The organism is Novosphingobium guangzhouense, from assembly GCF_002896965.1.
Classification (GTDB): Bacteria; Pseudomonadota; Alphaproteobacteria; order Sphingomonadales; family Sphingomonadaceae; genus Novosphingobium; species Novosphingobium guangzhouense.
This window is the reverse complement of sequence record NZ_LYMM01000032.1, coordinates 16,721-35,268: the sequence shown is the minus strand read 5'-3', so window position 1 is coordinate 35,268 and position 18,548 is coordinate 16,721. Positions and strand designations below refer to the sequence as shown.

The 18,548-nt window shown below is 65.2% G+C and carries 21 protein-coding genes; 7 read left to right on the top strand and 14 right to left on the bottom strand.

The window, feature by feature from the left end:
* Positions 1 to 70: 70 nt before the first annotated feature.
* From A8V01_RS11670 to coxB, 9 genes are all read right to left on the bottom strand, one after another.
* Positions 71 to 958, bottom strand: a complete 888-nt coding sequence (locus A8V01_RS11670; protein WP_103096029.1) for a class I SAM-dependent methyltransferase — start codon at positions 956 to 958, stop codon at positions 71 to 73.
* Entirely contained in the window at positions 958 to 2,361 is a 1,404-nt protein-coding gene (gene thrC / locus A8V01_RS11665) for a threonine synthase (protein WP_103096028.1), read from the bottom strand. Before thrC ends, A8V01_RS11670 begins: the two co-directional genes overlap by 1 nt.
* Positions 2,362 to 2,610: 249 nt before the next feature.
* Positions 2,611 to 3,165 carry an SURF1 family cytochrome oxidase biogenesis protein gene (locus A8V01_RS11660; protein ID WP_103096027.1) on the bottom strand — a complete coding sequence of 185 codons (555 nt, stop codon included), beginning with the start codon at positions 3,163 to 3,165 and terminating at the stop codon, positions 2,611 to 2,613.
* Between the two features lie 88 nt (positions 3,166 to 3,253).
* Positions 3,254 to 4,075, bottom strand: a complete 822-nt coding sequence (locus A8V01_RS11655; protein WP_103096081.1) for a cytochrome c oxidase subunit 3 — start codon at positions 4,073 to 4,075, stop codon at positions 3,254 to 3,256.
* Positions 4,076 to 4,159: 84 nt separating this feature from the next.
* Positions 4,160 to 4,738: a cytochrome c oxidase assembly protein gene (locus A8V01_RS11650; protein ID WP_103096026.1), complete on the bottom strand. Its 579-nt coding sequence runs from the start codon at positions 4,736 to 4,738 to the stop codon at positions 4,160 to 4,162.
* Positions 4,738 to 4,878: a hypothetical protein gene (locus A8V01_RS28580; protein ID WP_170065902.1), complete on the bottom strand. Its 141-nt coding sequence runs from the start codon at positions 4,876 to 4,878 to the stop codon at positions 4,738 to 4,740. The genes A8V01_RS11650 and A8V01_RS28580 overlap by 1 nt, the downstream gene beginning before the upstream one ends.
* 10 nt (positions 4,879 to 4,888) lie before the next feature.
* Positions 4,889 to 5,827 carry a heme o synthase gene (locus A8V01_RS11645; protein ID WP_103096025.1) on the bottom strand — a complete coding sequence of 313 codons (939 nt, stop codon included), beginning with the start codon at positions 5,825 to 5,827 and terminating at the stop codon, positions 4,889 to 4,891.
* Between the two features lie 112 nt (positions 5,828 to 5,939).
* Entirely contained in the window at positions 5,940 to 7,628 is a 1,689-nt protein-coding gene (gene ctaD, locus A8V01_RS11640; protein WP_103096024.1) for a cytochrome c oxidase subunit I, read from the bottom strand.
* Between the two features lie 29 nt (positions 7,629 to 7,657).
* The gene (gene coxB / locus A8V01_RS11635) at positions 7,658 to 8,695 is read right to left on the bottom strand and encodes a cytochrome c oxidase subunit II (protein WP_103096080.1); all 1,038 of its coding nucleotides are present in this window, start codon (positions 8,693 to 8,695) and stop codon (positions 7,658 to 7,660) included.
* Between the two features lie 210 nt (positions 8,696 to 8,905).
* On the opposite strand from coxB, the gene pyrE reads away from it, so the two are divergent.
* From pyrE to ruvX, 6 genes are read left to right on the top strand one after another with little or no spacing between them, the layout of a single operon-like run.
* Positions 8,906 to 9,487 (top strand): orotate phosphoribosyltransferase, encoded by a 582-nt coding sequence (pyrE, locus tag A8V01_RS11630; protein ID WP_103096023.1) that lies wholly within the window; start codon positions 8,906 to 8,908, stop codon positions 9,485 to 9,487.
* A 49-nt stretch (positions 9,488 to 9,536) separates the two neighbouring features.
* On the top strand, positions 9,537 to 10,277 hold the full coding sequence (locus A8V01_RS11625) for a pyridoxine 5'-phosphate synthase (RefSeq protein ID WP_103096022.1): 741 nt from the start codon (positions 9,537 to 9,539) through the stop codon (positions 10,275 to 10,277).
* A 25-nt stretch (positions 10,278 to 10,302) separates the two neighbouring features.
* Positions 10,303 to 10,707 carry a holo-ACP synthase gene (acpS, locus tag A8V01_RS11620; protein ID WP_103096021.1) on the top strand — a complete coding sequence of 135 codons (405 nt, stop codon included), beginning with the start codon at positions 10,303 to 10,305 and terminating at the stop codon, positions 10,705 to 10,707.
* A 20-nt stretch (positions 10,708 to 10,727) separates the two neighbouring features.
* Positions 10,728 to 11,648: a signal peptidase I gene (gene lepB, locus A8V01_RS11615; RefSeq protein ID WP_103096020.1), complete on the top strand. Its 921-nt coding sequence runs from the start codon at positions 10,728 to 10,730 to the stop codon at positions 11,646 to 11,648.
* 6 nt (positions 11,649 to 11,654) lie between these two features.
* Positions 11,655 to 12,776 carry a DUF3089 domain-containing protein gene (locus tag A8V01_RS11610; protein WP_103096019.1) on the top strand — a complete coding sequence of 374 codons (1,122 nt, stop codon included), beginning with the start codon at positions 11,655 to 11,657 and terminating at the stop codon, positions 12,774 to 12,776.
* Positions 12,752 to 13,243, top strand: a complete 492-nt coding sequence (gene ruvX / locus A8V01_RS11605) for a Holliday junction resolvase RuvX (RefSeq protein ID WP_425437314.1) — start codon at positions 12,752 to 12,754, stop codon at positions 13,241 to 13,243. The genes A8V01_RS11610 and ruvX overlap by 25 nt, the downstream gene beginning before the upstream one ends.
* Here ruvX and A8V01_RS11600 read toward each other — a convergent pair.
* The 4 genes from A8V01_RS11600 to argH are packed head-to-tail and all read right to left on the bottom strand — an operon-like array spanning position 13,240 to position 16,976.
* Positions 13,240 to 14,025 carry a precorrin-2 dehydrogenase/sirohydrochlorin ferrochelatase family protein gene (locus A8V01_RS11600; protein WP_103096018.1) on the bottom strand — a complete coding sequence of 262 codons (786 nt, stop codon included), beginning with the start codon at positions 14,023 to 14,025 and terminating at the stop codon, positions 13,240 to 13,242. The two genes, ruvX and A8V01_RS11600, sit on opposite strands and share 4 nt — an antisense overlap.
* Positions 14,026 to 14,030: 5 nt before the next feature.
* Entirely contained in the window at positions 14,031 to 15,290 is a 1,260-nt protein-coding gene (gene lysA / locus A8V01_RS11595) for a diaminopimelate decarboxylase (protein ID WP_103096017.1), read from the bottom strand.
* A gap of 8 nt (positions 15,291 to 15,298) precedes the next feature.
* On the bottom strand, positions 15,299 to 15,595 hold the full coding sequence (locus tag A8V01_RS11590) for a hypothetical protein (protein ID WP_103096016.1): 297 nt from the start codon (positions 15,593 to 15,595) through the stop codon (positions 15,299 to 15,301).
* 7 nt (positions 15,596 to 15,602) lie between these two features.
* Entirely contained in the window at positions 15,603 to 16,976 is a 1,374-nt protein-coding gene (argH, locus tag A8V01_RS11585; protein WP_103096015.1) for an argininosuccinate lyase, read from the bottom strand.
* 19 nt (positions 16,977 to 16,995) lie between these two features.
* Between argH and A8V01_RS11580 the strand changes: the two genes are divergently transcribed.
* Positions 16,996 to 17,598, top strand: coding sequence for a TlpA family protein disulfide reductase (locus A8V01_RS11580; RefSeq protein ID WP_245892443.1), 603 nt, complete (start codon positions 16,996 to 16,998; stop codon positions 17,596 to 17,598).
* A 72-nt stretch (positions 17,599 to 17,670) separates the two neighbouring features.
* On the opposite strand, the gene A8V01_RS11575 is transcribed toward A8V01_RS11580, so the two are convergent.
* A complete protein-coding gene (locus tag A8V01_RS11575) occupies positions 17,671 to 18,537 on the bottom strand; it encodes an alpha/beta fold hydrolase (RefSeq protein WP_103096013.1) in 867 nt (288 codons plus the stop codon).
* Positions 18,538 to 18,548 lie beyond the last annotated feature (11 nt).

Sequence of the window (18,548 nt, the reverse complement as noted above, 5' to 3'; positions counted from 1 at the left end):
TGGGGGCGGCTTTAAAGCATTTTCGAGGAAGTGGAACGTCGCTCCGGACTCGAAAAAATGCGAAATGCGACTACTCGGGATTCGACCAGCGCGCAAAGATCGCGGTCGGCAGCAGTCTGCCCTCTTCGTCCTCACGCACCGACAAGTCGCCGTGCTCGATCTTGCCGGGCAGCCCGGCGAAGAGTTCCTCCATCAGCCCGGCCAGCGCCAGCGAGGACATGCGCACGGCATAGACCGTCAGAAACAGGAACCGGCTGTCGGCATCGAGCAGCTTGCGGCAATCGGCAAGCAGGCCGGGAAGATGCTCTTCCAGCCGCCATGTCTCGCCGGTCGGCCCGCGTCCGAACTTGGGCGGATCAAGGATGATGCCGTCATAGCGCTTGCCACGGCGAACCTCGCGCGCGGCGAACTTCGCGGCATCGTCGATCATCCAGCGCACCGGACGGTCCTGCAACCCCGCCAGCGCGGCATTCTCGCGCGCCTGAGCGACCGACTTCTTGGACGCATCCACGTGCGTCACCGGACCATGCGCGGAAAGCGCCAGCGTGCCGACGCCGGTATAGCCGAACAGGTTCATAGTGCTGGCGTCCGTACGACCGGCCAGCATTTCACGCATCCAGTCCCACACCGGCGCCATGTCCGGGAAGAACCCGAGGTGGCGGAAAGGCGTGCACTGCGCTGTGAACGAAACCTCGTTCCATGCCAGCGGCCAGCCGTCGCGCGGCACCGCCTTGTCGAACTGCCACCTGCCGCCGCCGTCCTCGTCCGAACCGGGCACGAATTCGCCATGCGCGTCCCAATGCTCGCTACGCGGGGTCCACATCGCCTGCGGTTCGGGGCGCACGAAGCGGTAGTCGCCATAGCGCTCCAGCTTGCGGCCGTGTCCCGAATCGACAAGTCCGTAATCCGCCCAACCCTCTCCGGCGAGGATCAGCGGCTGGGTGACAAGCTGAGCCATCAGACCTTCGGCGCAGCGTGCGCCGCCACGAACCCGGTCACGGCCTCGAAAGTGCCGGGCAGCGTTTCGTACTTTTCCTCACGCTCGAACAGGTCGCCGACGCGCGCGGGCAGGCTTGGGCGCTGGCCGGTGGCGCGCTCGACCGCTTCGGGGAACTTGGCGGGGTGCGCGGTCGCCAGCGTAACCACGGGGACGCCCGCATCGATGCCGGCGGTGCGCGCCGCGAACAGGCCGCAAGCGGTGTGCGGATCAATCAGCTCGCCGGTCGCCTCATAGGCCCAGCGGATAGTCGATGCCATCTCGTCCGCATCGGCGCGCGCCGACGCAAACAGCGCCGACGCGCCTTCACGCTGCGCGTTGGTCAGCTGCATTGCCTTCGTGGCTTCGAAGCCGGCCATCTGCTCGGCCAGAGCCTTGCCGTCACGCCCGCCAAGATCGAACAGCAGGCGCTCGAAGTTCGACGACACCTGAATGTCCATCGACGGCGCAGCGGTGGGCGTGACCGTGCCTTGCGAGTAATCGCCATCGGCCAGCGCGCGGTGCAGAATGTCGTTCACGTTGGTGGCGACGATCAGCTTCTCGACCGGGAGGCCCATCTGTGCTGCGACATAGCCGGCAAAGACGTCGCCGAAGTTGCCGGTCGGGACCGAGAACGCGACCTTGCGATGCGGCGCACCCAGTTGCAGCCCGGCCGCGAAATAGTAGACCACCTGCGCCATCAGGCGCGCCCAGTTGATCGAGTTCACCGCGCCGATGGCGAAGCGGTCAGTCATGCTATGATCGTTGAACACACGCTTCACGATCGCCTGCGCATCGTCGAAGTTGGCGTTTTCCAGCGCAAGATTGTGCACGTTGGGCGCCAGCACCGTGGTCATCTGGCGACGCTGCACGTCCGAAACGCGGCCCTTGGGGTGGAGCATGAAGATGTCCACCTTCGCGCGCCCCGCCACCGCGTCGATCGCGGCCGACCCGGTATCGCCCGAAGTCGCGCCCACGATCGTCAGGTTGCGATCCGAACGACCAAGGAACTCCTCGAACAGCAGGCCCAGCAGTTGCAGCGCCACGTCCTTGAACGCCAGGGTGGGCCCGTGGAACAGTTCCAGCAACCACTGCTGCGAATCAAGCTGCTTGAGCGGCGTCACCGCGTCATGCGCGAAGCGGCCGTAAGCTGCCGTGGTCAGCTCCAGCAGGCGCTCTTCCGTCAGGCTGCCCGCAACGAACGGCGCCATGACCTTGGCGGCCAGCTGCGCATAGGGAAGTCCTGCCCAGCTCGCGATTTCCTCGGCCGAAAAGCGCGGCCACTCACGCGGAACGTAAAGGCCACCATCCGATGCGAGGCCGGCAAGCGTCGCGCCTTCGAAATCAAGCGCCGGAGCGCTGCCGCGGGTGCTGATATAGTCCATCGGGCGCGGTTAGCCGTGAAGGCGGGAAATGAAAAGAGCGTGAAGGGGTCGAAGAGGGAAAGAAATGAATCTGGGGCCATTGCCCCAGACCCCCATACTGTCGTCGTCGGGCGTGCAGCAGCCTCAGTCCCACATTGCGCCGCAGGCTATTAGTCTCCCGGCTCTCCGTCGGCGCGGGAGGAGGCTGCGCGCGTGATCTCGACGGTTAAGGGGTCTGGGGCGCCAAAGGTATAGGGGCCCCAGCACTTCCTACTTCCTCCTCCTGAGCGCCAGAAAGTAGATCACCAAAGCCGTTGCCGCGAAGAAGAACCACTGCCCTGCATAGGACAAGTGGTTGTTCGGCAAGTCTGCCGGATCGGGAATCGCGTTCTCCTCCAGCCCCCCGACAGCGGGCATCGCTACGAGACGCGGGCCGGGAGCGATCATGCCCGTGATCTCTCCGCCCTGCCATGCTCCGGCGTTGGGCTGGAGCGACCAGCCCATCACAACCAGCGCACGGCCTCCGCCCGGCAGCGTGCATTGCGCCGTCTGAGCGACTCCGGGCTCGCCGTTGGCGTTGTTTCCGGCAATGCTGCTGCGCTCCCCGATCGTCGAACACATCAGGTGAGCACGGCGATAGAGGAGATCGGCGCCGACACCTCGGGATGTCCACTCGACGAACGCCGGGTTCTTCTGCGCGGCGGCATAGTGGGCCAGCAGCGCTTCCTTCTCGTGAAGACGGCGCAGTTGCCAGAAGCCCATCGCGATCATCACCGCCACGGCGGCGAGGACGATCAGGGTCGCGAAGACGGGGATGCGGCGCATGTCAGGTCCCGATGCGAAAATGGCCGGATACGAAAAAGGCAGCCGAAGCGGTCTTCGGCTGCCTTTTCGGAATGAACGATCTGTTCGATCAGTGAGTTGGGTAACCCCAGCCGCCCCAGATGTAGACCGCAACGAAGAGGAACAGCCAAACCACGTCGACGAAGTGCCAGTACCATGCCGCCGCTTCGAAGCCGAAGTGCTGGCGCGGGGTGAAGTCGCCGTTGTAGGTGCGCTTGAGGCAGACGATCAGCATGATCGTGCCGACGATCACGTGGAAGCCGTGGAACCCGGTCGCCATGTAGAACGCCGAGCTATAGGTGTTGCCGCCGAAGCCGAACGGAGCATGCATGTATTCGTAGGCCTGAATGCACGAGAACAGCGCGCCCAGCAGGATCGTCGCCCACAGCCCCTTCTTGAGCCCTTCGCGATCGCCGTGGATCAACGAATGGTGCGCCCAGGTGACGGTAGTGCCGGAACACAGCAGGATCAGCGTGTTGAGCAGCGGCAGCGCGAAGGGGTCCATCACCGCCTCGATCGCCTTGGGCGGCCATTGCCCGCCGATGACGTCCGCCAGTTCGGAAGGGAACAGCGAAAAGTCGAAGAATGCCCAGAACCAGCCGACGAAGAACATCACTTCAGAAGCGATGAACAGGATCATGCCGTAGCGCTGGTGAAGCTGGACGACCGGCGTGTGATCGCCGGCGTGCGCTTCCTTGACGATCTTGGAGAACCACATGAACATCGAGGCGAGCAGGATGGCAAGGCCGGCCCAGGGCACGAACGCGCCGCCGGGCATGTCATGCATGAACAGCACCATGCCGGAAGTGAACACGAAGGCCCCGATCGTCGTCGCCAGCGGCGCGATGTCGGGCGGAAGAATGTGGTAATCGTGGTTCTTCGTACCTGCCATGGTGCCTTCTTCCCCGTTCATCCAATCTCACATGCCGTCTGCCGCCCGATTATTATTCATGGCCGACGGTTCTTGGTACTTCGCTTAACTGCCCGCTCGCGGATGGTCCAGTGCCTTTGCATCCTCCACCCGCGTCACGTGGAAGGTGTAGCTCAGCGTGATCTGCTGCACGTCCTTGTTGTCCGGGTCGGTCAGGATCGCCGGATCGACGTAATAGAGGACCGGCATGCGCACTTCTTCACCCGGCTTCAGCGTCTGCTCGGTGAAGCAGAAGCACTGGATCTTGTTGAAGTAGCGCGCAGCCTGTTCCGGCTCCACGTTGAAGCTGGCAGTTCCGGTGACGGTCTTGTCGCTGTCGTTCTTCGCCCAGAACAGCGCCATGTCGCGCGCACCTATCGATACGGTATCGGTGCGCTGAAGCGGCTTGAACTGCCAGGGCATGTCGCGTTCGACATTGGCGTCGAAGCGGATCGATATCGTGTGGCCGCTATCCTGCACGGTCGCCGCCTTGGCTTCGTCCGCGCGCTGCGTGGTGCCGCCGTAGCCGGTCACCTGACAAAAGATGCGGTAGAGCGGCACCGACGCAAAACCCAGCCCCAGCATTGCCAGCGCCGCCGAAGCGGCCGTCAGCGCGACCTTCCGGTTGGAGCGCGGTGCCGCCATCACCCCATCTTCGCGATGGAGATGAAGAATACCAGGATTACGAACCCGGCAAGGCTCAGGGCCAACACGCGATTGCGGCTGCGGCGGATCTCTTCGAAAGTTCTGGGTTCTTTCAGCGCATTCTTTGGCGACTTGGTCATCCTGCTCTCCTTAAAGCGGAATGTAGCGGTCGACGACCAGCGCGGCAAACAGCGCGAACAGATAAAGCACGGAATAGGCGAAAAGCTGCTTTTCCGGCTTCATGGCATCGTCATCGCCAGTGCGGGTCCGCAGGCCGACACGAATCGAAAGCGCAAGGAACACGCCCGACAGCAGCAACGCGCAGACACCGTAGATCGCACCGGCATGCTCGTCGCCCGGCAGCCACCAGGGCAATGCGCTCAGCGGCAGGAGCAGGATCGCATAGATCAGGATCTGGCGGCGGGTGGCGCGCTCTCCGGCGACGACCGGCATCATCGGAATGCCGACCTTGGCGTAATCGGTCTTCACGAACAGGGCCAGCGCCCAGAAGTGTGGCGGCGTCCAGAAGAAGATGATCGCGAAGAGCACGACCGGCATGGGCGTGATATGTCCAGTCGCCGCGATCCAGCCGATCAGCGGCGGAAACGCGCCCGCGCCGCCGCCGATCACGATGTTCTGCGGGGTCCGCGGCTTGAGCCAGATGGTATAGACGACCGCGTAGTAGACGATCGATATCGCAAGGATCGCCGCAGCCAGCCAGCTGATCGCAAAGCCCATCAGGAAAACCGACGCGGCGCAAAGCACGCCTGCGAAGTCACGCGCCGTGGTACGATCGAGGCGGCCTTGCGGCAACGGGCGATTGGCGGTTCGCTTCATCCCGGCGTCAAGGTCGGCCTCCCACCACTGGTTGAGCGCGGCAGCGCCCCCTGCCCCCATGGCGATGCACAGGATGGCGGTGAAGCCCAGCACGGGATGGATGCCGACCGGCGCGGCAAGCATGCCGCACAGGCCGGTAAAGATCACCAGGCTCATCACGCGCGGCTTGGTCAGCGCGAAAAGATCGCGCCAGTCTGCGGGGGCCGGAGCGGCCGCTGCCCGCGAAGGGGGAATCGAATTCGTGGGGGTCATGATGGGCCGCCCATACACCTGGGGAATGATTCAGGCGAGTGCCAGAACGTCACAGCCCCATGCGGGTAAAGTTAGCGACCGCCCCGGACAGTTCCGGAACGGTCGCAGGGGATCAGTGGTGCACCGTCTCGCCGATCACGGGAAGGGTTTCGAACTGGTGGAACGGCGGCGGGCTGGTCAGCGTCCACTCCAGCGTGGTTGCGCCTTCGCCCCAATAGTTGTCTTCGGCCTTCTTGCCCGCGATGTAAGCGTAGGCGATGTTGATGAACCAGACCACGAGGCTGGCGGCCATCACCATGTAGCCCACGGTCGCGATGTGGTTCCAGTGCGTATAGGCTTCCGCATAGTCCGGATAGCGACGCGGCATGCCCTGCAGACCCAGGAAGTGCATCGGGAAGAAGATCATGTTCACGCCCACGAAGAAGATCCAGAAGTGGACGTGCGACAGGAATTCCGAATGCATCCGGCCGCTCATCTTCGGGAACCAGTAATAGAACCCGGCGAAGAGCGCCGTCACCGCACCCAGCGAGAGGACGTAGTGGAAGTGTGCGACGACGAAGTAAGTGTCGTGCACCACGTCGTCGATGCCGCCGTTGGCAAGGTAGACGCCGGTGACACCGCCAACGGTGAACAGGAAGATGAAGCCCATCGCCCAGACCATCGGCGACTTGAATTCAACCGACCCGCCCCACATCGTTGCGATCCACGAGAAGATCTTCACGCCGGTCGGCACCGCGATGACCATGGTGGCGGCGGTGAAGTACATCTTCGTGTTTACCGAAAGCCCGGTGGCATACATGTGGTGCGCCCACACGATGAAGCCCACCACACCGATCGCGACCATAGCGTAAGCCATGCCGAGGTAGCCGAACACCGGCTTCTTCGAGAAGGTCGAAATGATCTGCGAGATGATGCCGAAGCCCGGCAGGATCATGATGTAGACTTCGGGGTGGCCGAAGAACCAGAACAGGTGCTGGTAAAGCACCGGGTCCCCGCCGCCCGAAGCGTCGAAGAAGGTCGTGCCGAAATTGCGGTCGGTCAGCAGCATGGTGATCGCGGCAGCAAGGACCGGCAGCGACAGCAGCAGCAGGAACGCGGTCACCAGCACCGACCACACGAACAGCGGCATCTTGTGGATGGTCATCCCCGGCGCGCGCATGTTGAAGATGGTGGTGATGAAGTTGATCGCGCCCATGATCGAGCCCGCACCGGCAAGGTGCAGCGCGAAGATGCCGAAGTCCACCGCAGGTCCGGGCGAACCGCTGGTCGACAGCGGGGCATAGACCGTCCAGCCGGTGCCCGCGCCGTTACCCGTGCCGCCCGGTACGAAGGCGGAGCACAGCAGCGAGCAGAAGCCCGCAACCGTCAGCCAGAACGAAATGTTGTTCATGCGCGGGAACGCCATGTCCGGCGCGCCGATCATGATCGGCACGAACCAGTTGCCGAAGCCGCCGATGATCGCGGGCATCACCATGAAGAACACCATGATCAGGCCGTGCGCGGTGATGAGCACGTTCCAGGTGTGCAGCGTGGTGTTGAAATCCGGGTTCACCGCACCGAACCAGCGGGCGAACGTATCGAGATACTGGATGCCGGGCTCGTTCAACTCGACACGCATCATGCCCGAGAAGGCACCACCCACGATCCCCGCGATGATCGCGAAGATCAGGTACATCGTGCCGATGTCCTTGTGGTTGGTGGACATGAACCAGCGCGCGAAGAACGCGGGCTTGTGTTCGGCGTCGTGGTGGTGGCCGTGGTCTTCTGGGTGAGCCTGGAAGTGGTCAGCGGTGGTTGCCATGGTGGGGACCCTGTCCTCTCGTGTCGCTATTATTCGGCTTCGGCGGTCGCTTCGCCTGCAGGCGCTTCGGAAGCGTCTGCGGCGGGAGCGGCGGCAGTAGCCGCAGCGGCGGGGGCAGCTTCGGCCGCGGGCTTTTGCCCGTCGATCGCGCCACCGGCATGGGTCAGGACCCAGGCGTTGTACTTGTCACGCGGCAGGGCTTCGACCGCGATCGGCATGTAACCATGCTTGGCGCCGCACAGTTCGGAGCACTGCCCGTAATAGACACCCGGCTTTTCGATGAAGAGAACCTTCTCGTTGATACGGCCGGGCACGGCATCCAGCTTGAACCACAGCGAGGGCACCGCAAACGAGTGGATCACGTCGGCGGCGGTGATCTGCAGGCGGATCGGCTCACCGGCGGGAACGACCATGCGGTTGTCCACCTCAAGGTGCGAAGGACCGTCCCAGGGCTTCGATCCGACTTCGCGCACGCCATTGTTGATCGTCGGCTGGCCGGGGATATTCAGCATGTTCGAGATCACCTCGAAGTCGCCGTTGTCCGGGTAGCCATACGTCCAGAACCACTGGTTGCCGGTGACCTTGATGGTCAGCGCGGTCTTGGGTGCGGGCTTGTACTGCTTGGCGATGAGGTCGATCGAGGGGACCGCGATGCCGATCAGGATAAGCACCGGCGCCAGCGTCCACACCACTTCGAGGATCGTATTGTGGCTGGTCTTCGACGGCACCGGATTGGCGCGGCGGTTGAAGCGCACGATGACGATCGCGAGCAGGGCCAGCACGAACAGCGAGATGACAAGGCAGATCCACAGCAGGCCGTGGTGCAGCCATTCGCCATATTCACCCGTGGGCGAGAACTGCTGCTGGATGTTGATGCCGCCGTCCACCGGCATGCCGACGCCCGGCGTCGGCTTCATCGGGGTATAACTTCCGGCGGAAGGAGCGGCAGCTTCCTGCGCAAAGCCGGGTGCGGCGAAAGTCAACACGCTGGCGAGGGCCCCACAGAGGGATAGTCCAAGGGCCTTGTAAGCCCTTCCTGCACCAATGGAAATCTTGCCCAATGTCATGGTTTTTTGCGCTTCCACTTCCTTCGAACGCCTGCGTCGGCTTGCCGACTTCAAGCGCACCCCTGTAATGGCGGCGTTTTTCGCCCCCTTTGGGCCGGGCTATACGCGGCCTTGCCGCCCGTCTCAAGCGCCTCTAGGGGAATTTTTGCCGTAACGCGCAGGCGAACTGCGCGCGATCATTCGAAAAACGCTCCAGAGGTATAGTTGCAAATGCTCGAAGAAGAGGTCCTCGCCGAATTCCGCGCCAGCAAGGCGCTGCTGGAAGGACACTTCCTGCTGTCGTCCGGCCGCCACAGTGCGTACTATCTGCAGTGCGCACGCGTGCTGATGAACCCTGACCGCGCCGCGCGTCTTGCCGTCGCCATCGCCGCCAACCTGCCGCACGACATCCGCAAGCAGATCACCAAGGTCGTCTCCCCCGCGATGGGCGGCGTCATCATCGGCCAGGAAATGGGCCGCGCGCTGCAGGTCGATGCCATGTTCGTGGAACGCCCCACCGGCACTTTCGAACTGCGCCGCGGCTTCACGCTGGAGCCGGGCGACAAGGTGCTGATGGTCGAGGACGTGGTCACCACCGGCCTGTCCAGCCGCGAAGCGATCAAGGCCATCGAGGAAGCGGGCGGCACCGTGATCGCGGCGGCTTCGCTGGTGGACCGTTCGGCCGGATCGGTAGACCTCGGCGTGCCGTTCTTCCCGCTGGTGGCGCTCAACTTCCCGACTTACGCGCCTAACGAACTGCCGCCCGAACTGGCCTCCTCGCAGGCGGTCAAGCCCGGCAGCCGCGCCCAGTAATTCGCGCCCAGTAATTCGCGCCCAGCAATTCTTGCCATCGGATGATCCCATGAACGTGCTCAAGCCCGCCCGCCTTCGTCTCGGCGTCAACATCGACCATGTCGCGACGATCCGCAACGCGCGTGGGGGCCAGCATCCGGACCCTGCCCGCGCAGCGCAGATAGTGGCGCAAGCGGGGGGCGACGGCATCACCGTCCACTTGCGCGAGGATCGCCGCCACATCCGCGACGAGGATCTGTTCCGGGTCGCCGAAGCTACCGGCCTGCCGATCAACCTGGAGATGGCAGCGACGGACGAGATGCTGGAAATCGCACTCAGGCATCGCCCCCACGCTGCCTGCATCGTCCCCGAACGGCGCGAGGAGCGCACGACCGAGGGCGGGCTGGACGCGGCGGGCCAGCACAATCGCCTGGCCCCGATCGTGGCGCGGCTCTCCGACGCGGGAATCCGCGTCAGCCTGTTCATCGCGCCCGAGCCTCGCCAGATCGAAGCGGCGATGAAGCTGGGCGCCCCGGTGGTGGAATTCCACACCGGCGAATATGCCCATGCCGAGGGCGAACAGGTCGCGCACGAATTGCGCCGTATCGTCGATATGGCAGCGCTTGCGGCCAAGAACGGCATCGAGCCCCACGCAGGGCATGGCCTGACTTACGAGAACGTCCAGCCCATCGCCGCGATTCCGCAACTGGCGGAACTCAATATCGGCCACTACCTCATCGGCGAGGCGATCTTCATCGGGCTGGAAGCCAGCGTGAAGAAGATGCGCGCGCTGATGGACGAGGTGCGGTGATGATAAATCATTTCGGAGCAAGCAGATGATCATCGGCCTCGGCTCCGATCTGTGCAACATCGAGCGCATCGCCAATTCGCTTGAGCGCTACGGCGACCGCTTCCTCAACCGTGTCTTCACCGAGGTGGAGCGCACCAAGGCTGCCCGCCGTCCGCACACGATAGCAGGCACGCTGGCAAAGCGCTTCGCCGCCAAGGAGGCGTTTTCCAAGGCGGTCGGAACCGGGTTCAAGGCGGGCGTGTTCATGAAGGACATTGGCGTCATCAACGCCCCCTCCGGCGCCCCCACGCTGGCATTGACCGGCGGCGCGAAGGAGCGGCTGGATTCCATGATCCCCGCAGGCCATGAAGCCGTGGTTCACCTGACCCTCACGGATGACCACCCATGGGCGCAGGCCTTCGTGATCATCGAAGCGCGTCCCCTCTCCTAAAGCCCCGAGTTTCCCCCCGCATGACCGATCATACCGCCCGGCCCGACTCTCTCACACAGGCCAAGCCGGAACCCCAGCGCCCAGCCACCAACTGGTGGCACGAACTGCGCGGGCTGGTCGTCATGCTGCTGGGGGTGCTGGCGTTCCATTCGCTGGTGGCCAAGCCGTTCTACATCCCGTCAATCTCGATGATGCCGGGGCTGCTGGTGGGCGACCGGCTGATCGTGTCGAAGTATCCCTACGGCTGGAACTGGTCGTCGCTCAGCTTCCACCTGCTGCCGCGCTCGACCACGCGAATCCTCGGTTCCACGCCCGCATATGGCGATATCGTCATCGTCGTTCCCGGCAATCGCAAGGCCGATCTGATCAAGCGCGTCGTCGCCCTTCCCGGCGATCGCATTGCCGTGATCGACGGCCGCATCCGCCTCAACGGCAAGTTCATCCCGCGTGAAATCGAACCGCCCGTGCAGATCGCCGCGGACGACCAACTGACCTGCGAAGGGCAGGAAACCGGCCACTGCTATGACGGTTTCGAGCAGTACCGCACCCGCCTGCCTTCGGGTCGCGATGTCTACGAACTGCCGACCTACCGCGAGACGCTGCCCAACGGCGCCAGCTATCAGGTCATCGACTATATCGACCAGAGCCTCGACAACTATCCCGAGGTCAAGGTGCCCGAAGGCCACGTTTTCCTGATGGGTGACGATCGCGACCGTTCGGCGGACAGCCGCGCGCCCTTCACCACCAACTGGCAGGGGCAACCCGACGGCGGCCTCGGCGGGCCCGTCCCGCTCTCCGACATAGGCGGCCGGGCAGAGTTCATCACCTTCTCGCTCGACGGCTCGCAAAGCTGGAACCCGCTGACCTGGTGGAGCGCCCTGCGGGACGGACGCACGTTCTCCAGCCTGCGTCCGCGCGTCGATCCCGCAAAAGCCTACTGACCGGGCATGGCGCGAAAGTTCCTCTACCTCATCGCGGGGCTGACGGTGGCGGTGCTCGCGCTGATCCTGGCCTTGTGGTACTGGTCGGAAGACCTGACCGAGATGGCCTTCGTGCCCAGCGTTTCGTTCGCTCAGCAACAGGCGCTGCCGCCCGAATCGTGGAACAACCCGGCAATGTGGGTCGCTCGGCCCGGCCTGAAGGACGATCCCTCGTCGTGGCTCCCGCCGGGGGTGAAAGCGCCCGATACGAAGCTGCCGGTGGCGGTCTTCTTCGTCCATCCCACCAGCTACATCGCACGCGATGCGTGGAACGCCGCGCTGGACGACAAGGTCAGCCGCGATCGTGCGAACCTGTTCGTACAGGGCATGGCCAGCCCCTTCAACCAGGGCGAAGTCTGGGCGCCGCGCTACCGTCAGGCCGCCGTCGGCACCTTCCTGACCGCAAGGCCCGAGGCGGCGCAGGCGATCGACCTTGCCTATGCCGACGTGCTTGCCTCTTTCGAAATCTTCACCCGCAACCTGCGGCCGGGCCAGCCGATTGCGCTGGCCGGGCACAGCCAGGGCGCGTTCCTGCTGCGCCGCCTGATGCGCGACCGCATTGCCGGAACGCCGCTGGCAGAGCGGCTTGTCGGCGCCTGGGTGATCGGCTGGCCCGTCTCGCTGGCACATGACCTGCCGAAGATGGGTGTCCCTGCCTGCGTACGGGCAGACCAGTCCGGCTGCGTCGTCAGCTGGCTTTCGGTAGCCGATCCCGCGGATACCGCAATGCTGCTCAAGGCCTATGCCCGCCGTACCGGACTGGATGCACAGTCAGTGGCAGGAAGCGCGTTCCTGTGCTCCAACCCGCTGACCGGCGTGCCGAACAGTGCCGCCCAAGCCGACGCGAACCTTGGCACCCTGGTCCCTGACTTCAAGGCGCGCACCGGGACGATGGCCGCCGGGGTCGTGCCGGCCGCCTGTGGCCCGGACCATTTCCTTCACATCGGCCCGCCACCCAAGCTTGACCTTGGCGCATACGTGCTTCCGGGCAACAACTATCACCTCTATGACGTGACCCTGTTCTGGGCGAACCTCAGGGCCGATTTCGAAAGGCGCACTCAAGCGTGGCTGGCGACGCAGAAAAAGTGACCCCCACCACCAGTTCGCTGGAATTTCGCGATGCCCTGCCGAACGCAGGCGCGCTGCTGGGGCTGGACCTTGGTACGCAGACCATCGGCACGGCATTCTGCGACGCCGGCTGGCGTATCGCCTCGCCCGGCAAGACCATCAAGCGCGGCAAGTTCGGCGCCGACAAGGCCCTGATGGAAGACCTGATCCGCGAGCGTTCGATCACCGGGATCGTCATCGGCCTCCCGCTCAACATGGACGGCTCCGAAGGCCCGCGCGCGCAGTCCAGCCGCGCCTATGCCCGCAACCTTGCGGTGCTGGGCCTGCCGATCCTGCTGTGGGACGAACGCTGGTCCACTTCCAGTGCCGAGCGCGGCCTCATCGAACAGGACATGAGCCGAGCCAAGCGCGCTACCCGCATCGATTCGGCAGCTGCGGCGGTGATCCTGCAAGGCGCCATCGATGCGCTTGCCCGCAGGATGTTCTAGGCCCCCGCGGGCAGCCTCAGAACAACGGTCAGCCTATCCGGCCGGCGCTGCGCACCGTCGATCCGCCGCTCTGCATCGGCGCGCGCGCGGTTCAGGATCGCCGGGACAACGCGCGAATCGTGAATAACCACATCCGCCGCGCCAAGCAGGCGAGCCTCGCGCAAGGTAAGGTCATCGGGATCATCGCTGCGCAGGGTGATCTCGACGCATTCGCCCGCCTGAGCGCCCGCGCCGTCTAGCCAGCCGTCCACCCGCTCTGCGCTGCCCGTCACCAGCGGATCGAGCACGCCGCCCGCCGTCAGCGCCGCATCCAGCGCGCGGCGGCGTTCGCCCGCATCGGGGAACCTTTCGCGCAGCCGTCCGCGTGCGGACTGCAGGGCGCTTGCCAGCGATCCCAGCGACTGCGGCAACAGCGCCTCCAGCCGCAGCCGCAGCTGTTTGGCCAGCCCGGCAGAGGCCCCGCCCGTCCCCACCGCCACCAGCACGGGCGAGCGATCAAGGATCGAAGGCACCGTGAAATCGCATAGTGCGGGACGGTCGGTGGCGTTGACCAGCATTCCGGCCGCCTTCGCCGCAGCCACATCAGCCTGGGCGCGGGCATCGTCTTCGTGCGCGATGAACGCCAGCCGCGCCCCGGCCGCTGCACCCGTGCCCAGATCGGCATGGACCACGCCCCCTGCCCGTTCGACCAGCCGCCGCTTTGCCTCGGCCGCATCCCCTTCTCCCAGCACCACGACCGGGCGGCCGGAAATGCGATGGAAAAGGGGAAGCGTTTCGATCACGAAGGTCAGTCCAGCCAGTCCGGAACCTGCTCCGCTGCAAGGATCGTGGCCGGTTCGATGCGGTTGGCGACCAGCGCCCACTTCTCACCGTCGACCATCACCTCGGGCACCAGCGCGCGGCTGTTGTAGGTGTTCGCCATCGTGGCGCCATAAGCACCCGCCGTGCGGAATATGGCAAGGTCGCCCGCCGTCACCACGTCAATCTCGCGCGCCATGGCGAACGTGTCGGAGCTTTCGCAGATGGGGCCGACGATGTTGGCGGTCATCGTCTCGCCCGAAGGCTTTACTGCCGCGAAGTCATGCCACGCGTCGTACATCGCCGGGCGGGCAAGGTCGTTCATCGCCGCATCGACGACGATCCACGGGTTGGTCGTGCCCTGCTTCACGCGCACCACTTCGGTGACGAGAACGCCGGAATTGCCGGTGATGACGCGGCCTGGCTCGAACATCAGGGTCACGCCCCAGTCCCCCGCGACCTCGGCCACCATGCGGCCATAGTCGGCGGGCGTCGGCAGGTCGTCGGTCGCCTTGTACGGCACGCCAAGCCCGCCGCCGAGGTCCATGTGCGTAACCGTAAGCCCCTGCGCGCGCAGCGTTTCCATCAGCGCGCCCATCTTGATGAACGCCTGCCGCGAGGGTTCGAGGTCGCTGATCTGGCTGCCGATGTGGACCGCAAGGCCGCGCATTTCCAGCCCCGGCAGCGCCGCAAGGCGAGCATAGATCCCGGCCGCGCGGTCATAGGCGACACCGAACTTGTTCTCGGCCTTGCCGGTCGAGATCTTGGCGTGGGTGCGCGCATCGACGTCCGGGTTGACGCGCAGGGTGCAGGTCGCCTTCGCGCCCAGTTCCACCGCGATCTCGGAAAGTTCGACGCCCTCTTCCTCGCTTTCGAGGTTGAACTGGCCGATCCCGGCGCGAACGGCGGCGGTCAGTTCCGCGCGGGTCTTGCCGACGCCCGAGAACACCACGTCCTCGGCCTTCATGCCCGCTGCCAGTGCTCGGTTCATCTCACCTTCGGAAACGACGTCGGCCCCGTAGCCTTCCTTTGCCAGCAGGCGCAGGACGGCAAGGTTCGGGTTGGACTTAACCGCAAAGGCAATGTGCACGCTGGGCAGCGCCGAAAGCGCGTCTCGGAAGACCTGCGCATGGCGCGAAAGGGTAGCGCGCGAATAGACGTATACCGGGGTGCCGACCTCCTGCGCGATGGCGGACAGGGGCACTTGCTCGGCGTGGAGTTCGCCGGCGACGACTGCGAAATGATCCATGTGACTTCTTACTCGGACTGGCCGGACGCGGCCGTAGTGGGGCTGGAGGCGGGGTCGGGCTGGGGCGCTTCGGGCGGCGGCAGGTCGAACGGATCGTCCTGACGTTCCTCCGAACGGGTCCGCAGCTCTACGCTACGCTCCGGAATGGCGATGGTCGGCGTGGTGAGAAGCTCCGACGCCGCCGGTTTGTCCGCCCGGCCATAAGGCGCGGGCGGCAGCGTCTGCCCCGGTTTCAGGCCGAGCGCCGACTGCTGCCCGCACGCGGCAAGGCTGAGAAGCACCAGAACGACAGCAGCCTTCTTCATCAACCTATTACTCCAGACCCAGCGAGACGCGGGCATCGGCCACGCGCAGGCGCACCTGATCGGGGGCAGTGCCACCGTGCGAATTGCGCGCGGCAACCGAAGCCTCGACCGAGAGCGCCTTGAATACGCGCTCGTCGATGCGGCTGTCGATGGCTTTCAGGTCTTCCAGCGGCAGCTGGTCAAGCGGCAACCCGCGCTGTTCGGCCAGCTTCACGGCGGCGCCGGTGATGTGGTGCGCCTCGCGGAAGGGAATGTCGGCCTGACGCACCAGCCAATCGGCAAGGTCGGTCGCGGTGGCGAAGCCCAGTTCGGCCGCGGCCAGCATCCGATCGGTCTTGAAGCGCGTGTCGGCAACCATCCCGGCCATCGCCGCGATCGACAGCGCCAGAAGGCCGGCCGCCTCGAACACCGGCGGCTTGTCGTCCTGCATATCCTTCGAATAAGCGAGCGGCAGGCCCTTCATCGTCATCATCAGGCTCATCAGGCAGCCCGAGATGCGGCCCGAGTGGCCGCGCACCAGTTCGGCAGCGTCCGGGTTCTTCTTCTGCGGCATGATCGAGCTGCCGGTGGACAGCGCATCAGGCAGCGCCACGAAACCGAACGGCTGGCTGGCCCAGATGATGAACTCTTCGGCCAGACGCGAAAGGTGCAGCGCGCACTGGCTCGCGGCCATCAGGTAATCGAGCGCAAAGTCGCGATCCGACACCGAATCGAGGCTGTTGTCAGTCGGCCCGTCGAAGCCCAGCGCCTGTGCGGTCATCAGCCGATCGATCGGGAAGCCGGTCCCGGCCAGCGCGGCGGAGCCCAGCGGGCTGCGGTTCATGCGCTTGCGGGCATCGGCGAAGCGCGAACGGTCGCGGCCGATCATTTCGTAATAGGCCATCAGGTGGTGACCCAGCGTCACCGGCTGCGCGGTTTGCAGATGGGTGAAGCCGGGCATGATCGAACCGGCATGTTCCCCGGCGCGGGTGACGAGCGCGACCTGCAGCGCCTGCAGGCCCGCATCGGCCTGATCCATCGCATCGCGCACCCAGAGGCGGAAATCGGTGGCGACCTGATCGTTGCGCGAACGTGCCGTGTGCAGCCGCCCGGCGGCCGGACCGATAAGCTGCGCCAGGCGCGACTCGGTGGTCATGTGGATGTCTTCAAGGTCCCAGTCCTCGGGCACACCGCTGACTTCGTACTCCGCCGCAACCGCGTCCAGACCGTCGCGGATGGTCACCGCGTCAGCGTCGGAAACGATGCCGCAGGCGCCCAGCATGGCGACGTGGGCCTTGCTGGCCGCGATATCCTGACGCCACAGAGCCTTGTCGAAGGGAATCGAGGCGTTTATCTCGCGCATGATCGCGGACGGCCCTTCGGCGAAACGTCCGCCCCACATCTGGTTGGAGCCTGCCGTCTTGCTGTCTTCCCGTTCGCTCAAGTCGCTCGTCCTGTGTTCGCTGGCCGGGGCCTCGGCCCTGATGATCGCGGGCTGCGATAGTAAAGGGAACAAGGACGCGCAACCGGCGCCTTCCGAAGAAGCGAAACAGGCCGGCCCCGCGCAGGCCCCGGAACCCGGCGGCAAGCTTGACCGTTCGCACAAGGGCGAACCGATGCCCACCGTCAGCCTGGTCGACAATACCGGCGAAAGCCTTGATCTTTCGTCTTTCAAGGGCAAGCCGCTTCTGGTCAACCTGTGGGCTACCTGGTGCGCGCCGTGCATCGCCGAGATGCCCACGCTCAACACGCTGATTGACCGCGAGGCGGAACTGGGCGTCACCGTGCTGCCGATCTCGCAAGACATGGGCCAGACCGACAAGGTCGTCGAAATCCTGCGCCGCCGCGAACTGGAGCAGATCCAGCCCTGGGTCGACGAACAGGGCGACCTCGGCTTCCAGTACGGCGGCAACCTGCCCGTGACGGTGCTGTTCGACAGCCGGGGCAAGGAAGTGTGGCGCTACACCGGCGGCAACGACTGGACCAGCCCCGCCGCCCTCAAGCTGATCGCCGAGGCCAAGTAACCCCGCGCGCAAGGCGGGGCAGCGCCCGATGGATCGGTTGACGGCCGACCGGGTCTGCAAGCTGCACCGCCGTCAGCCGTCGAACCAGTCGAGCAGCATCGGGGCCAGCAGCGGCCAGCGTTCGAACCGGCCCCGGCGGGCGGCGACATCTTCCGGGAACGTGGACACGTAGTTCCATTCCTGATCGTCCCATGGCGGCTCCACCATGGTCGAATTGGGCAGCAGGCGGTGGACCCATTCCGACGTCTCGCGGGTGTGCGCCATGTCGCTCTTCCCCGAACGGAAGGTAAGCACAGGCATCGTCAGCCGGGCAAAATCGGCCTCGGCCATACCCGGCACCGGCGAGGCATCGGAATAGGCGAAAGCCTTGCCCCAGCACTGCATCGTGGCGATGTAGGTTTCCGGGTCCTGTGCCAGCAGGATATCGCGCAGACCTGGATTACGGGCCATCTGATCCGCCCAGCTGGGCAATTCCGCAACCGCTTCCATGCCGCCCTTGCTGGCGGCCGCGATCTGGTCTCCGCAGTAGTACCAGGCAAGGCCCGCCAGCCCCACCGGGCCGCCACTGATCCACCAGATCGCGATTCGGCGCACGTTGGCCGCCATGCGCGCCGCCGCCATCAGGGTGATGCGCGATCCGGCCGAGCCGCCCGCCAGCGTCACGTCCCGCAGCCCCAGCGCATCGACCAGCCCGACCAGCGCCTCGGCATTCATCACCGATTCGCTGGGAGCCGTGAAGGCGATGTCAGAGGCCCCGCAACCGGGCCGATCCCACAGCAGCACGCGGTAGCCGCCCTGGGTCAGCTTCGCGCCCAGTTCGGGCACCCCGGCAGTGTCCCGCGCGTAGCGGCCGCCCGGCGTCAGCACCAGCGGCGGCGCACCTTCATCGCCGATCAGCTCGTAGTCGAGCATCAGCCCGTTCACGTCGATCCTTGCCATAGTCCCTCCCG

Bases quoted from the DNA above. Each gene is read 5' to 3' on its own strand.
- A8V01_RS11670 (WP_103096029.1), bottom strand. From the start codon at position 958: ATGGCTCAGCTTGTCACCCAGCCGCTGATCCTCGCCGGAGAGGGTTGG.
- thrC (WP_103096028.1), bottom strand. From the start codon at position 2,361: ATGGACTATATCAGCACCCGCGGCAGCGCTCCGGCGCTTGATTTCGAA.
- A8V01_RS11660 (WP_103096027.1), bottom strand. From the start codon at position 3,165: ATGCGCCGCATCCCCGTCTTCGCGACCCTGATCGTCCTCGCCGCCGTG.
- A8V01_RS11655 (WP_103096081.1), bottom strand. From the start codon at position 4,075: ATGGCAGGTACGAAGAACCACGATTACCACATTCTTCCGCCCGACATC.
- A8V01_RS11650 (WP_103096026.1), bottom strand. From the start codon at position 4,738: ATGGCGGCACCGCGCTCCAACCGGAAGGTCGCGCTGACGGCCGCTTCG.
- A8V01_RS28580 (WP_170065902.1), bottom strand. From the start codon at position 4,878: ATGACCAAGTCGCCAAAGAATGCGCTGAAAGAACCCAGAACTTTCGAA.
- A8V01_RS11645 (WP_103096025.1), bottom strand. From the start codon at position 5,827: ATGACCCCCACGAATTCGATTCCCCCTTCGCGGGCAGCGGCCGCTCCG.
- ctaD (WP_103096024.1), bottom strand. From the start codon at position 7,628: ATGGCAACCACCGCTGACCACTTCCAGGCTCACCCAGAAGACCACGGC.
- coxB (WP_103096080.1), bottom strand. From the start codon at position 8,695: ATGACATTGGGCAAGATTTCCATTGGTGCAGGAAGGGCTTACAAGGCC.
- pyrE (WP_103096023.1), top strand. From the start codon at position 8,906: ATGCTCGAAGAAGAGGTCCTCGCCGAATTCCGCGCCAGCAAGGCGCTG.
- A8V01_RS11625 (WP_103096022.1), top strand. From the start codon at position 9,537: ATGAACGTGCTCAAGCCCGCCCGCCTTCGTCTCGGCGTCAACATCGAC.
- acpS (WP_103096021.1), top strand. From the start codon at position 10,303: ATGATCATCGGCCTCGGCTCCGATCTGTGCAACATCGAGCGCATCGCC.
- lepB (WP_103096020.1), top strand. From the start codon at position 10,728: ATGACCGATCATACCGCCCGGCCCGACTCTCTCACACAGGCCAAGCCG.
- A8V01_RS11610 (WP_103096019.1), top strand. From the start codon at position 11,655: ATGGCGCGAAAGTTCCTCTACCTCATCGCGGGGCTGACGGTGGCGGTG.
- lysA (WP_103096017.1), bottom strand. From the start codon at position 15,290: ATGGATCATTTCGCAGTCGTCGCCGGCGAACTCCACGCCGAGCAAGTG.
- A8V01_RS11590 (WP_103096016.1), bottom strand. From the start codon at position 15,595: ATGAAGAAGGCTGCTGTCGTTCTGGTGCTTCTCAGCCTTGCCGCGTGC.
- argH (WP_103096015.1), bottom strand. From the start codon at position 16,976: ATGTGGGGCGGACGTTTCGCCGAAGGGCCGTCCGCGATCATGCGCGAG.
- A8V01_RS11575 (WP_103096013.1), bottom strand. From the start codon at position 18,537: ATGGCAAGGATCGACGTGAACGGGCTGATGCTCGACTACGAGCTGATC.